This window comes from Thioclava electrotropha (assembly GCF_002085925.2).
Classification (GTDB): domain Bacteria; phylum Pseudomonadota; class Alphaproteobacteria; order Rhodobacterales; family Rhodobacteraceae; genus Thioclava; species Thioclava electrotropha.
Genome location: NZ_CP053562.1, coordinates 3450029 through 3462335 on the forward strand (window position 1 = coordinate 3450029; position 12307 = coordinate 3462335).

Annotated in this window: 12 protein-coding genes; 3 read left to right on the forward strand and 9 right to left on the reverse strand. The window is 64.1% G+C overall.

The window, feature by feature from the left end; genetic code table 11:
• Nucleotides 1-30 precede the first annotated feature (30 nt).
• From AKL02_RS16285 to AKL02_RS16295, 3 genes are read right to left on the reverse strand one after another with little or no spacing between them, the layout of a single operon-like run.
• On the reverse strand, nt 31-843 hold the full coding sequence (locus AKL02_RS16285) for a transglutaminase family protein (protein WP_083075675.1): 813 nt from the start codon (nt 841-843) through the stop codon (nt 31-33).
• Nucleotides 840-1802 carry an alpha-E domain-containing protein gene (locus tag AKL02_RS16290; protein ID WP_083075672.1) on the reverse strand — a complete coding sequence of 321 codons (963 nt, stop codon included), beginning with the start codon at nt 1800-1802 and terminating at the stop codon, nt 840-842. Before AKL02_RS16290 ends, AKL02_RS16285 begins: the two co-directional genes overlap by 4 nt.
• 4 nt (nt 1803-1806) lie before the next feature.
• Entirely contained in the window at nt 1807-3219 is a 1413-nt protein-coding gene (locus AKL02_RS16295; protein WP_078600389.1) for a circularly permuted type 2 ATP-grasp protein, read from the reverse strand.
• 218 nt (nt 3220-3437) lie between these two features.
• Between AKL02_RS16295 and AKL02_RS16300 the strand changes: the two genes are divergently transcribed.
• Nucleotides 3438-5255, forward strand: a complete 1818-nt coding sequence (locus AKL02_RS16300; RefSeq protein WP_083075669.1) for a M3 family oligoendopeptidase — start codon at nt 3438-3440, stop codon at nt 5253-5255.
• A gap of 125 nt (nt 5256-5380) precedes the next feature.
• Here the strand turns inward: AKL02_RS16300 and AKL02_RS16305 are convergent, their stop codons facing one another.
• The 5 genes from AKL02_RS16305 to lgt form a co-directional block, all read right to left on the reverse strand.
• Nucleotides 5381-6055 carry a Hint domain-containing protein gene (locus AKL02_RS16305; RefSeq protein WP_165756931.1) on the reverse strand — a complete coding sequence of 225 codons (675 nt, stop codon included), beginning with the start codon at nt 6053-6055 and terminating at the stop codon, nt 5381-5383.
• A 439-nt stretch (nt 6056-6494) separates the two neighbouring features.
• Nucleotides 6495-6650: a hypothetical protein gene (locus AKL02_RS16310; protein ID WP_165756930.1), complete on the reverse strand. Its 156-nt coding sequence runs from the start codon at nt 6648-6650 to the stop codon at nt 6495-6497.
• Between the two features lie 181 nt (nt 6651-6831).
• Nucleotides 6832-7584 carry a peptidoglycan editing factor PgeF gene (gene pgeF, locus AKL02_RS16315; protein WP_078520602.1) on the reverse strand — a complete coding sequence of 251 codons (753 nt, stop codon included), beginning with the start codon at nt 7582-7584 and terminating at the stop codon, nt 6832-6834.
• Nucleotides 7585-7609: 25 nt separating this feature from the next.
• Nucleotides 7610-8692, reverse strand: a complete 1083-nt coding sequence (locus AKL02_RS16320) for a class I SAM-dependent methyltransferase (RefSeq protein WP_083075664.1) — start codon at nt 8690-8692, stop codon at nt 7610-7612.
• Nucleotides 8689-9591 (reverse strand): prolipoprotein diacylglyceryl transferase, encoded by a 903-nt coding sequence (lgt, locus tag AKL02_RS16325; RefSeq protein WP_108722323.1) that lies wholly within the window; start codon nt 9589-9591, stop codon nt 8689-8691. Before lgt ends, AKL02_RS16320 begins: the two co-directional genes overlap by 4 nt.
• A gap of 126 nt (nt 9592-9717) precedes the next feature.
• Here lgt and AKL02_RS16330 point away from each other — a divergent pair, with 126 nt between their 5' ends.
• Nucleotides 9718-9966, forward strand: a complete 249-nt coding sequence (locus tag AKL02_RS16330) for an accessory factor UbiK family protein (RefSeq protein WP_078520603.1) — start codon at nt 9718-9720, stop codon at nt 9964-9966.
• 386 nt (nt 9967-10352) lie between these two features.
• Here the strand turns inward: AKL02_RS16330 and AKL02_RS16335 are convergent, their stop codons facing one another.
• Nucleotides 10353-11363, reverse strand: coding sequence for a PhoH family protein (locus AKL02_RS16335; protein WP_078548700.1), 1011 nt, complete (start codon nt 11361-11363; stop codon nt 10353-10355).
• Nucleotides 11364-11874: 511 nt separating this feature from the next.
• On the opposite strand from AKL02_RS16335, the gene AKL02_RS16340 reads away from it, so the two are divergent.
• Complete coding sequence (locus AKL02_RS16340) at nt 11875-12243, forward strand: hypothetical protein (RefSeq protein WP_078542121.1); 369 nt, start codon at nt 11875-11877, stop codon at nt 12241-12243.
• Nucleotides 12244-12307 lie beyond the last annotated feature (64 nt).

Genomic DNA, 12307 nt, shown 5'->3' on the forward strand with positions numbered 1-12307 from the left:
TCGTTCCCTGATCCCTGACAAGCGCGCAATCTATTGCTGGACTTGGTCCAAGGCAACTGTGACGTGCAGTCGCTCCTCACCCGAGCCTTGGGTGATGCCACGAATCGGCGCGGCTTCGCGCGCATCGAGACCGGAGCCGAGGCGGATGTAGCGCTCGTCGGGGCAGCATTTGTTCGCCGGGTCGAACCCGATCCAGCCGATCCCTGCGACCCAGATCTCGCCCCAGGCGTGGGCGGCCTCGTGCGGCGTGCCGTCATCGGTCGCGAACAGGTAGCCCGAGACATAGCGCGCGGGCAGATCGACGCAGCGGGCGACGGCGACCAGCGCGTGGGCGTGGTCCTGACAGACGCCCTCGCCCTGCGCCAGCGCCTCGGCGGCAGTGGTGTGCGAATGGGTGGCACCCGGCTTGTAAGCGATCGCCTCGGAGATCGCAGCGCTCAGGCGATGCGCCCGGTTGAGATCTTCCGTGGCCCCTGCAACGGCCTCTTCTGCCAGCGCCGCCAGACTGTCGTCGATCCAGGTAGCGACGGTCTCGCGCAGGTATGCCATCGGATGCACCAGCTCGCGATGGCCGCGCAGCACGCCCGAGGTGTCGAACGTCTCGACCTGCCCTTTCACGGTAATCTCGACCTCGTCGACTGGCGGACGGATCGACCAGCCCTCGATGCGATCGCCCGCGCCGTCGCGGAAAGACCCGCCCCGGAGCCCACCTTCGACCGAGACGTCCCATTCGATCACGCGCTGGCCCTCGAAGCGCGAGGGGAACATGCGCAGAGATTGCACCGCAGCGCCCATCGGCGCGTCGTAATCATAGGTGGTGACATGGTTGACGGTGAGGATCATCGCGCATCTCCCGACAGGTAGGTTTGCTGAACGAGCGCGGTAAGCTGCCCGACCTCGCCGATGAAGCGGGTGAGGAACTCATGCAGGCCTTCGTCGATAATTTCGGCGACCTGCGTCTGGTTCAGCTCGGTCATGATCGCCTTGGCCCGCATCTGCGGCAGGCCGGCACCCGGCTCGACCTCGTAGAAGCTTTCGAGATTGTCGAGATGGTGCATCGCCTTGCGCGTGGCCGAAATCAGCGAGCGCGGGCTGGCCGGATTGAGGATCAGGAAATGCATGATCTTCGACGCCGTCAGCTCGCCGCCATAGGCCCAGTGGAAGGCCCGGTAGGATTGCAGCGCGCGCAGCAGTACCTGCCATTGGTAATTGTCGAGCCCCGAGCCCACCATCTCCACTGACGGCAGCAGCACGAAGTACTTCACGTCGATCAGACGCGCAGTGTTGTCCGCCCGCTCCAGCGCATAGCCGAGGTTCATGAAGAAGAACCCGTCATTGCGCAGCATCGTGCCGTCCATCGCCCCGCGCAGCAACGCCGATTGCCGGGCCACCCATTCGCAGAGCTCGGTAATTTCCCATTCCGAGCGCGGCTGACGCTCGATCTGGCGGATCTCCTGAAACGCGGTGTTGAGCGTGTCCCAGACCTGACCGGTGATCGCCGTGCGCACGATGCGGGCGTTTTCCCGCGCCCGCTCGATGCAGGACACCACCGAGGACGGGTTGTCGCGGTCGAAGAACAGGTAGCTCTCTATATTGCGCTGCACCGGGTCGCCGTATTTCTCGGAGAAGCCGTCGGCGGTGCCCGAGGCTTGCAGCAGGCTCTCCCATTCCGAGCGGTAGCCGTGCCCGGTCGAGGGCGTCAGCGCGATCCGCGCGCCGACCTCCAGAAGCCGTGCCATCGTCTCCGCGCGCTCCATGTAGCGCGCGACCCAGAACAGGTTTTCAGCGGTTCTACTCAGCATCCGATCACTCCGCCAAAACCCAGGTGTCTTTCACGCCCCCGCCCTGCGAGGAGTTCACGACGAGCGACCCTTCGGTCAACGCGACGCGGGTCAGCCCGCCGGGGACCAGCTCGACCTTCTCGCCGACAAGGCAATAGGGCCGCAGATCGACATGGCGCGGGGCCACGCCCTCTTCCACGAAGGTCGGCGTGGTCGACAGCGCCAGCGTCGGCTGGGCGATGTAGTTCTCGGGATTATCCTCGATCTTGTGGCGGAAATTCTCGATCTGCTCCTTGGTCGATTTCGGCCCGACGAGCATCCCGTAACCGCCCGAGCCGTGAACTTCCTTCACCACCAGTTCGGAAAGGTTTTCGAGAACATATTTGCAGTCGTCCTTCTTGGCGCATTGCCAGGTCGGCACGTTTTCCAGAAGCGGCTCTTCGCCCAGATAGAAGCGCACCATTTCCGGCACGAAGGTATAGATCGCCTTGTCGTCGGCCACGCCGGCCCCGGGCGCCGAGCAGATCGAAACGCCGCCCGAGCGGTAGACATCCATCAGCCCCGGAATGCCCAGCATCGAATCCGGGCGGAAGCAGAGCGGGTCGAGGAAAGCGTCGTCGATCCGGCGATAGATCACGTCGAGCTTCTTCGGGCCTTCCGTCGTGCGCATCCAGCAGAAGCCGCCCTCGCAGAACAGGTCCGGCCCTTCCACCAGTTCGACGCCCATCAGATCGGCGAGGAAGGAATGCTCGTAATAGGCCGAGTTGAAATGGCCCGGCGTGAGGATCGCGACCGTCGGCTCGCCGTCGCATTTCGCCGGCGCAACCGAGGCCAAGGTGCGGCGCAGAGCATCCGAATAGCCATCCACCGGTTCGATCCGGTTCTCGCGGAACAGCTGCGGGAACATCCGCATCATGATCTCGCGATTCTCCAGCATGTAGGAGACGCCCGACGGGGTGCGGCAGTTGTCTTCGAGCACGTAGAACTGATCGGGCCCAGTGCGCACCAGATCGACACCAACAATGTGGCTGTAGATGCCACGCGGAGGGATAAAGCCCGACACCGCACGTTCGTAGGCGTCGTTCTGATAGACCAGCCGCGCCGGGATTCGCCCCGCCCGCACGATCTCGCCGCGCCCGTAGACGTCGAGCAGAAAGGCGTTGAGCGCCCGGGCGCGCTGCTTGATGCCACGCTCCAGCTTGCGCCATTCGGGTTGGGTGAAGACGCGCGGAAACATGTCGAAGGGAATCAGACGGTCCGGATCGCCGCCCTCGCCATAGACGGCGAAAGTGATGCCGATCCTGCGAAACAGCGCCTCCGCCTCGGCTTGCTTCATCGCGCGCAACTCGGACGGCATTTCGCGCATCCAGCCGTCGAGCCCGTTATAGGGCTGACGCACTTTGCCGCCGTCGAACATCTCGTTGAAATACTCTGTCATCGCGCCGGTTAAGTCCCCCTAGTCTTTTATTTATGTCTAGGCCCTGTACCCCGCGAGTAAAAGGCGATGGCCAATGTTATGCAACGCGCCATGCTCGGGGAAAGTTCATTTCATAGCATCTGCTGAAAAATTGTGCAGCACCGAGCAGCCCCGCGCCCTTGTCAGGGCGGCGCCCCTGCCCCTATCTGGAAAGCAACCGATCAGACACGAGGAAACCCATGACGCTCACACCCCGCCGCCCCGTTTTCGATGCGAATTCAAATGCAGGGGCGTTCGGCGATCTGCCCGAATGGGATCTGAGCGATCTCTATCCCGCGCCCGACGCGCCGGAACTGACCAAGGACATGGCGTGGCTGGAAAAAGCCTGCGCCGAGTTCGCCGCCGATTACGAAGGCAAACTGGCCGATCTCGATGCCGCGGGCATGGCGGAGTGCATCAAGCGCTACGAGGAGATCGACGAGAAAGCGGGCCGCGTGATGTCCTATACGGGCCTGCGCTATTACCAGAACACGACCGACCCGGCGCGGGTGAAGCTGCTGTCCGACGCGCAGGACAAGATCACCACCTACACCACGCCGCTCGTCTTCTTCAGCCTCGAATTCAACCGCATCCCGGACGAGACCTACGAGGCCGTCTTCTCCGATTCGAAGGTCGCCCGCTACAAGCCGGTCTTTGACCGGATGCGCGCGATGAAACCCTATCAGCTCTCCGACGAGCTGGAGAAATTCCTCCACGATCAATCGGTCGTCGGCGCCGCCGCGTGGAACCGTCTCTTCGACGAGACCACCGCCGCGCTGGAATTCGAGGTGCAGGGCGAGAAGCTCTCGCTTGAGGCCACCACCACCCTTCTCTCCGACCACAATCGCGAAAAGCGCGAAGCGGCGGCGAAAGAGCTGGCGAATGTGTTCGGCGAACACATCCGCACCTTCTCGCGCATCCACAACACGCTGGCGAAGGAAAAGGAAATCGAGGATCGCTGGCGCAAGATGCCGACGCCGCAGACCGGTCGCCACCTGTCGAACGACGTGGAGCCGGAAGTCGTGCAAGCGCTGCGCGACGCCGTGGTCGCGGCCTACCCGCGCCTGTCGCATCGCTACTACAAGCTGAAGGCGAAATGGCTCGGCCTCGACAAGCTGCAGATCTGGGACCGCAACGCGCCGCTGCCGACCGAGGCCCCGCGCGACATCATGTGGGACGAGGCGAAGGACACCGTGCTGGACGCCTATTCCGGCTTCGATCCGCGCATGGCCGACATCGCGCAGCCCTTCTTCGAGAAAGGCTGGATCGATGCGGGCGTGAAACCGGGCAAAGCGCCGGGCGCCTTCGCGCACCCGACGGTGACGACCGTCCACCCCTATGTGATGCTCAACTACCTCGGCAAACCGCGCGACGTGATGACGCTGGCGCATGAGCTGGGCCACGGCGTCCATCAGGTGCTGGCCGCGAAACAGGGCGAGATGCTGGCCAACACGCCGCTAACGCTGGCCGAGACGGCCTCTGTCTTCGGCGAGATGCTGACCTTCCGCAAGCTGCTGGCTGCCGCGAAAACCAAGGAAGAGCGCAAGACGCTTCTGGCCGGTAAGGTCGAGGACATGATCAACACGGTCGTCCGCCAGATCGCCTTCTACGATTTCGAGTGCAAGCTGCATGCAGCCCGCGCCGAAGGGGAACTGACGCCCGAGGATATCAACGCGTTGTGGATGTCGGTGCAGGGCGAGAGCCTCGGCCCGGCCTTCGAGTTCATGGACGGCTACGAGACCTTCTGGTCCTACATCCCGCACTTCGTCCACTCGCCCTTCTACGTCTACGCCTACGCGTTCGGCGACGGTCTGGTGAACGCGCTCTACGCCGCCTACGAGGCCGCGCCCGAGGGCTTCCAGGACAAGTATTTCGCGATGCTCGAAGCGGGCGGCTCGATGCACCACAAGGAACTGCTTGCGCCCTTCGGCCTCGACGCGTCCGACCCGGCCTTCTGGGACAAGGGCCTGTCGATGATCGAAGGCTTCATCGACGAGCTGGAGGCGATGGAGGAGTAATCCTCCCTCGCCTGTCTGAAGACGAAAAAACGCCGCGCGAGGTTCTCAACGCGCGGCGTTTCCGTGACTGTCTCCCCACAAGCACAGTCATCGCCAACCGGAACCTTTACCCTTTCAGGCCCCGGTCAGATCAGCATTTCTTCGACCTCGAAACGGGTCAGCCGCGGCGCGGCGAGCGGGCCGAACTCGCGCAACTTGTCCATTTGCGGAAACAGCGCGAGGAACAGCTCGGCCATCCGCGGGTCGATCATCCGCTCGAAGCCTTCGCCGGGATGGAAGCTCTCGACCTCCATGCCGCCGACCTTGAGCGAGCCGTGCTGCTCGAGCACCAGATGATAGGCGGAGACCGGCGAGATCGGCGTGACCTCGATGACGCTCACCCCATCGACGAAGGCCGCGATCGGCGCATAGGCCGCCTCGATGCCCAGACGCCCGCGCAGCCGGGCATCGCGCAGGCAGATCCGCGCATGCGGGCCCAGCACCAGATCCTGCGACGGGCGACCGTGTCCGAAGGCTTCGGCGGTCACGCGGATCATCCGCGCGGCCACGTCCTTCGCCGCCGGGAACATCGTCATCGAGCCTTTCCAGGTGACGGTTTCGACACGCTCATCGGCGGTCAGAACCCGCATCCCCGGCACCAGATCCTCAACCGAGATCGGGCCCTCTTCGGTCGCGATCACGGCACCGCGCGCCAAGGCGGAGAACGCCTCCTCGAACAGCGGAATCGCCGGGGCGACGCGGGAGGTTTCTTCGATGAAGCCGTTCGCCTCCAGCCACCACGCGGCATAGCGGCGGGTCATCGCGGAAGCGCGCAGGGCGCGTTTCGGCGCATTCGGACTCGCACGCAAAGGGCGCGGCAGAGGCGGTTCGGTGTCGGTGGGACGTAGCGCGGCAGCTGCCGTCCGGTGGGGTAGATTCATGCGATAGGCCTTTCGGTCTTCTCACGGCTGCATCGGCCCCCACCGGTTGCAGAGAGACGCTCACAACATGGCTAAAACGTGCGAGGCCGTCAAATTATTGACGCGATTGTCTCGCGATCGCCGAGCAGTCAGCCCCTGCCCTAACGGCACGTTTCTCCACCGCGCACAAACCGCCACAGTCTCACCACATTCAAAGCGAATCACCCGCCCCCAGAGACACTGGAGACGGGTGATGAAAGTGGCCGGGCGTGGCAGCGCCCGGCCAGGTCTCGCGCGGCGATCAGCATGACCAATTACGATCGCCGCGCGAGAAGGGAGGTCACTGTGCGGCGCTGACCCGGCGCGGAGCGGGTGCCACAGCGCGGCTGGCCTGCGAAGGGCGCGCCTTGCGGGCCCAGGGCATCCGCGTGTCGCAGTCGCGTGCGGAGGCCACGGCGGCTTTCATCCAGCGGCGGGTCGGTTGAGTCTTGTTCATGTCTTTGTCCCCTCGTCACGAGATCGTTTTCGATCCGGTTCGGGACTGTTCTGCCCACGCAATGGGGCCAGCATGGGGCGGGAGTTGGATTTTTTCGAGCAAGGAAACGAAGGAATGCGGCAAGGCGGATTGTCTCAGCCGCCCCGCCAATATCGTAAAGCGCGCCGCCCGCGCGCCCGGATCAGAGCCGGATCGCCGAGAGCAGACGCCCGTAATCGGCCTCGCCCGCATGGGTCGTGCGGCGATAGGAATAAAAGCGCTCGGGCTCCTGATAGGTGCAGCGGCGCATCCATTCCGCCTCGCCGACACCCGCCTCGCGCAGCCGGTGCAGCGAGAAGCTCGGCAGATCGAAATGCGGCTTGCCCGAGGGGCCGGGCGAGAAGAAGCGGCTGTAGTCCATGTCCTCCATCAGGAACTGCTCCATGAAGTCTTCGCCGACCTCGTAGGAATGGACCGAGATGCACGGTCCGATCACCGCCGTGATATTCTCGCGATGCGCGCCCAAACGCTCCATCGCGTCGAGCGTGTTTTCCAGCACCCCCTCCATAGCGCCGCGCCATCCCGCATGGGCCGCGCCGATAACGCCCGCTTTCGGATCGGAGAACAGCACCGGCTGGCAATCGGCGGTCAGGATCGAGATCGCGATGCCCGGCACCTTGGTCACGGCCGCATCGGCGCGCGGCGGCGGATCGGTGATCTCCTCGATCACCGCGACATCGGGCGAATGCACCTGATTGACGCCTTGCAGCGCGTTCAGCTCCACGCCCATCGCATCGGCCGCACGGGCGCGATTGGTGCGCACCGCCTCGCTTTGATCCGACGAGCCGGGACCGCAGTTGAGCCCTGCGAAAATACCCGAGGACGCGCCGCCTTTGCGTGTGAAGAACCCGTGCTTCACGGTTCCCAAGGCGGGTGAGGTCAGAATTTCGAGCATCGTCGACATCGCGTTCCTCAATAGCTCAGACGGTCTTCGGATCGAACCCCGGCGGCAGCGGCGCAGCAGGTGCGACGAGGGCCAGAGCTTGGAACAGGTGACCCATTTCCTCGGGGTGGGTCAAGCGGCGATGCGCGGCGATATGGGTCTCTCGCGCGCGCCCCGATAACGCCTGCGCGAGGCGCTCCGCCCGTGCCGTGATGCCGAGCCGCTCCAGCAGAACGCCCTGCGCGGTCATGCCCGAGACGGCGGCTCCCGCGTTTTGTGCGGCCTGCGCCAGAGGCTCGAAATCGACATGGGCGGTCAGGTCCGCCTCGCCGGGCTCCGCGAAAGGATCGACGGCCTCATGCGCCCTGAGTGCCTGAAATGTGTCGCCTTTGGAACGCCAGTTACCATAGTCGATCAGCAGCGCCGCGCCGCCTTGGCGCGCAATCCGCGCAGCCAGAGTCTCGGTGAAGTTCACCGCAGCCGCACAGGTCTCGACCACGTCGCCCGGTCTCGTGTCAGACATGCGCGGCTCCAGCGCCTCAAGACGCGACGGCGGCGCGAGGCCGGGCGTCAGATTGCCGTCGTCGGACAACCCCACCTGCCGCTCGGCCCAGCCGTCGCCATCCCGCTGGAACTGCCGGATCGGCAGCGCGTCGAGAAACTCGTTCGCGACGAGGAAAACCGGCCTCTCGGGCAGGCCGTCGATCGTCTCGTGCCAAGTGACCTGATGCTGCGCGAGCGTCTCGCGCTGGATTTCGCGCAAGGTGGGCGAGGCCTCGATCAGATAGACCTGTGCGGCCTCCACCATCCCCGGAACCGCCCTCATCGCGCGCAGCATATCGGCCATCAGCGTGCCACGCCCCGGCCCGGCCTCGGCCAGCACGAAGGGCGCGGGCCGGCCCTGATCCAGCCATGCCTGCGCCAGACACAGCCCCAGCATCTCGCCGAACATCTGGGAAATCTCCGGCGCGGTAATGAAATCGCCTGCGCGCCCGAACGGATCGCGGGTCGCGTAATAGCCGTGCTCGGGATGCAGCAGGCAGGCGCTCATATAGCGGTCGAGCCGCATCGGCCCTTCTGCCGCGATCTGCGCGGCAAGGATGTCGCCCAGCGGGGTCACGAGGCTTTCGGCGCGCGCAACGCGCGGATCACGAAATACAGCCCCACCGCGATCATCGGCAGCGACAGCACCTGCCCCATCGTCAGGCCCCAGCCATCGGTGAAGCGGATCACGTGGCCGTAGGGATTGCCGAGGGTCACGAATTGCGGATCACCCTGCCGGAACAGCTCGACAAAGGCGCGCGCGGCGCCGTAGCCCATCAGGAACACGCCGAGGCTCAGCCCCGGGCGTTTCAGCGAGCGGCCGAACCACACCATGCCCCACAGAATCAGCCCCAGCAGCAGCCCTTCCAGCCCCGCCTCGTAGAGCTGCGAGGGATGGCGCGCGCAGGTGCCATCCACCTGCCCCGCGATCCCGAGACAGGTCTGCGCCAGTTCACCGGGGAAGATCACGCCCCAAGGCACGTCTGTGGGCCGCCCCCAAAGCTCCGGCTTGATGAAATTGGCGATCCGCCCGAGGAACAGCCCGATCGGCGCGACCAGCGCCATCGCGTCGGCCAGTTGCAGCTTGGGCACGTCATGCCGTCGCGCGAACCACCACCCTGCGAGCAGCGTGCCCAGAAAGCCCCCGTGGAAGGACATGCCGCCCTGCCAGACCTTCACGATATCGAGCGGATGAGCCAGATACCACGCGGGCTCATAGAACAGGATGAAACCAAGCCGCCCGCCCAGCACCACGCCGATGATCACCGCCGTCAGCAGGTCCTCGACCTTGCCCGGCTTCATCGGCGAGCGGTTCTGAGGCCAGAGCGTATCGCGCTTCATAAGCGCCACGATGATTTGCCAGCCCGCGATCAGCCCCGCGATATAGGCCAGCGCATACCAGCGTATCGGCAGGCCGAGACCGGGGATCGTGATGGCCACCGGATCGAAATCGGGGAAGGGAATGGCGAGAGGCAGCAAGGCGGTCTCCTGTCAGAAATCGCCGCGAGAAAGCCCTGCGCGGGCCGGGAAGTCAACCTTGCCAGCGGGACCGCCGGGGCCCATATAGACAGGGAAGCAGAAATTGACCGCAAGGGGATGCCGATGCAGCCGCCCAACAAGATGTTCGACGAAATGTCCAAGCTGATGACCAACGCGATGGGTGTGGCCCAAGGCGCGAAGGACGAGGCCGAGACGGCGATGAAAAGCTGGATGGACCGCTGGCTGGCCGACCGGGACCTCGTGACCCGCGAGGAGTTCGATGCGGTCCGTGCGATGGCACAGAAAGCGCGCGAGGAGAACGAGGCTCTGAAAGCGCGCATCGAGGCGCTCGAAGGCAAGTCCGAGAGCTGAATTCTTCGCGATGGAATTTGAGAGCGCCCGGTCGTCATAGCCGGGCGTTTTTTCGTAAAGCCGCCCTTTTAGCACGGGGCGACAAGCCCCGGGCCGCGCCCGTCCGGCGCTCGGCAAAGCCTCGCGCGTTCGTCGGGTCGGCCTTCCACTGGAAGGCCGCCTTGTCCCGTCTCACCCCTCCCCCCGGGAGGGCGCATTGGCGATGTCAGCGCGGGCACGAATGTCGTTCGGGCTTGCGAGATAAAGCGCCAAGCCACCCACGCTACAAAGAGCCCACCCAAGGCTCGGGCGCGTCCCTCTGTCAGACTTCCAGACACATCACCACAAACCAAAATGCCCGCGCCGAGGCGCGGGCAGATTGAAACTCCGTCGAAAGCCTCGCGGCCTTACTCGCCTTCCGCCTTGTCATAGGCGTCGATGATCTTCGCGACCATCGGGTGACGCACCACGTCTTTCGCGGTGAAGTAGTTGAAGCTGATCCCCTCGACATGGCCGAGGATACGCTCTGCATCCTGCAGCCCCGAGGGCATCCCGCGCGGCAGGTCCACCTGAGAGCGGTCGCCGGTGATCACCATCCGCGAGCCCTGCCCCAGACGGGTCAGGAACATCTTCATCTGCATGGTCGAGGCGTTCTGCGCCTCGTCCAGCACCACGAAGGCGTTCGACAGCGTGCGACCGCGCATGAAGGCGAGCGGTGCGATCTCGATCCGCTTCTCCTCCAGCAGCTTCGCAAGCTGCTTGGCCGGCAGGAAGTCGTTCAGCGCGTCATAGAGCGGCTGCATATAGGGATCGACCTTGTCCTTCATGTCGCCGGGCAGGAAGCCAAGACGCTCGCCCGCCTCGACGGCCGGACGCGACAGGATGATCTTGTCGACATGACCGCCGATCAGCATGGTCACACCCACGGCCACGGCGAGATAGGTCTTGCCGGTGCCCGCAGGCCCGATCCCGAAGGCCAGCTCGTGTTCGAAGAGATGCTTCACATAGGCTTTCTGCGCTTCGGTGCGCGGCTCGACCTGCTTCTTGCGGGTGCGGATTTCGAACTTGCCCGCCTCGAACATCTCGAGTTGCTCGTCGACCGTGGTCCCGGTGCCGCCCAGATCGGCCATGCGCAGCGCCGCATCGACCTCTTCGGCGTCGATCGGCTTGTTCTGTTCAAGGCGTTGATACAGCTGATGCAGCACGGCGGCGGCTTGCGATTGCGCCTCGGGTTCGCCCACCACGGCCAGTTGGTTGCCGCGCCGAAGGATGTGAACCTGCAGCTTGTGCTCTATCTGGGCCAGATTGCGGTCGAATTCACCGCAAAGATCGATCAGCAGCCGGTTGTTGGGGAACTCAAGAAGCGTCTCGTGAGCATCCTGAGAGCGAGGCGGGGGTGTGATCGCGCTGAAGCCCAAATACAGAGTCTCCTTAGCTGGTTTGGTAAAGATATGGTGCCTGCCTCGGGGGATTCACGCAAGCACTGGTTTCCCGCCCTCCTAGGCGCGGCAGCAAATTTCATCAAACTGAAACCAAAAAACGCAGGCGCGGTTCCGCTTGGCGGCATTGCCTATTTATTAGGCAAAATCGGTTTCGCAAGGGGATGCGCGACGATACGCTGATTGAGGATGCCACCTCTTCGCCGCGCCGCGTCATGACTCCCGAATCGCTGGCTGTGAGAAAGAGCCTCCGGGGCTCAGATACAGGCTGCAAAAGCCAAAGACCCCACAACCTTAGCGTGAACACTGTCGCAACAATCGGAACACCCGCTGTCTTTTTCGGCTATTGTTCTCACGAAACCGGCAAATATCGACAATCTCTCGCCAATTTAGGTTTATTCAGGGCAAACTGCACCCTGACGGCGCTCGGGTCGGAGGGATCTTGAGCGCCGCATGTTATTCCGCTGCCCGATCAGGAGAGTCTCGAGAGATGAAGACCATTGCAATCACCGCCGCCGCGTTGCTCACCGGTATGGCGTTCGCTGGCGCCGCACAGGCCGGTACGAGCTGCTACACCGGCCCGGTCGGGCGCGATCACGTTAACAACCAGACCGTCTGCGGACCGACCCGCAAGCAACAGATTCATATCGACTGCTTCCGCGGCCCGTGGCGCGAGACGATCTGGGATCACCCGCAGGGCAGCTTCGTCGATGATCTGGTGGCTTTCGGCTACGATTACGGCGATGCGAACGGCCTCGCGACCCAGATCTGCAAGAACGAGAGCCTCGTGGGCAACCCGGAAGGTCTGCGTAGAGAGCTTCTGAAAGCGATCGCAAACGACCCGCCCGGCCCGAACTGATCGGTCAGGATTACCTAATCAAAAAGGGCCGCGGATCACGCGGCCCTTTTCATTTGAGGCCTCA

Excerpts from the sequence above, each read along its gene's own strand:
- AKL02_RS16305 (WP_165756931.1), bottom strand. The coding sequence starts at position 6,055 with ATGACCCGCCGCTATGCCGCGTGGTGGCTGGAGGCGAACGGCTTCATC.
- AKL02_RS16295 (WP_078600389.1), bottom strand. The coding sequence starts at position 3,219 with ATGACAGAGTATTTCAACGAGATGTTCGACGGCGGCAAAGTGCGTCAG.
- AKL02_RS16290 (WP_083075672.1), bottom strand. The coding sequence starts at position 1,802 with ATGCTGAGTAGAACCGCTGAAAACCTGTTCTGGGTCGCGCGCTACATG.
- AKL02_RS16330 (WP_078520603.1), top strand. The coding sequence starts at position 9,718 with ATGCAGCCGCCCAACAAGATGTTCGACGAAATGTCCAAGCTGATGACC.
- AKL02_RS16340 (WP_078542121.1), top strand. The coding sequence starts at position 11,875 with ATGAAGACCATTGCAATCACCGCCGCCGCGTTGCTCACCGGTATGGCG.
- pgeF (WP_078520602.1), bottom strand. The coding sequence starts at position 7,584 with ATGCTCGAAATTCTGACCTCACCCGCCTTGGGAACCGTGAAGCACGGG.
- AKL02_RS16300 (WP_083075669.1), top strand. The coding sequence starts at position 3,438 with ATGACGCTCACACCCCGCCGCCCCGTTTTCGATGCGAATTCAAATGCA.
- AKL02_RS16310 (WP_165756930.1), bottom strand. The coding sequence starts at position 6,650 with ATGAACAAGACTCAACCGACCCGCCGCTGGATGAAAGCCGCCGTGGCC.
- AKL02_RS16285 (WP_083075675.1), bottom strand. The coding sequence starts at position 843 with ATGATCCTCACCGTCAACCATGTCACCACCTATGATTACGACGCGCCG.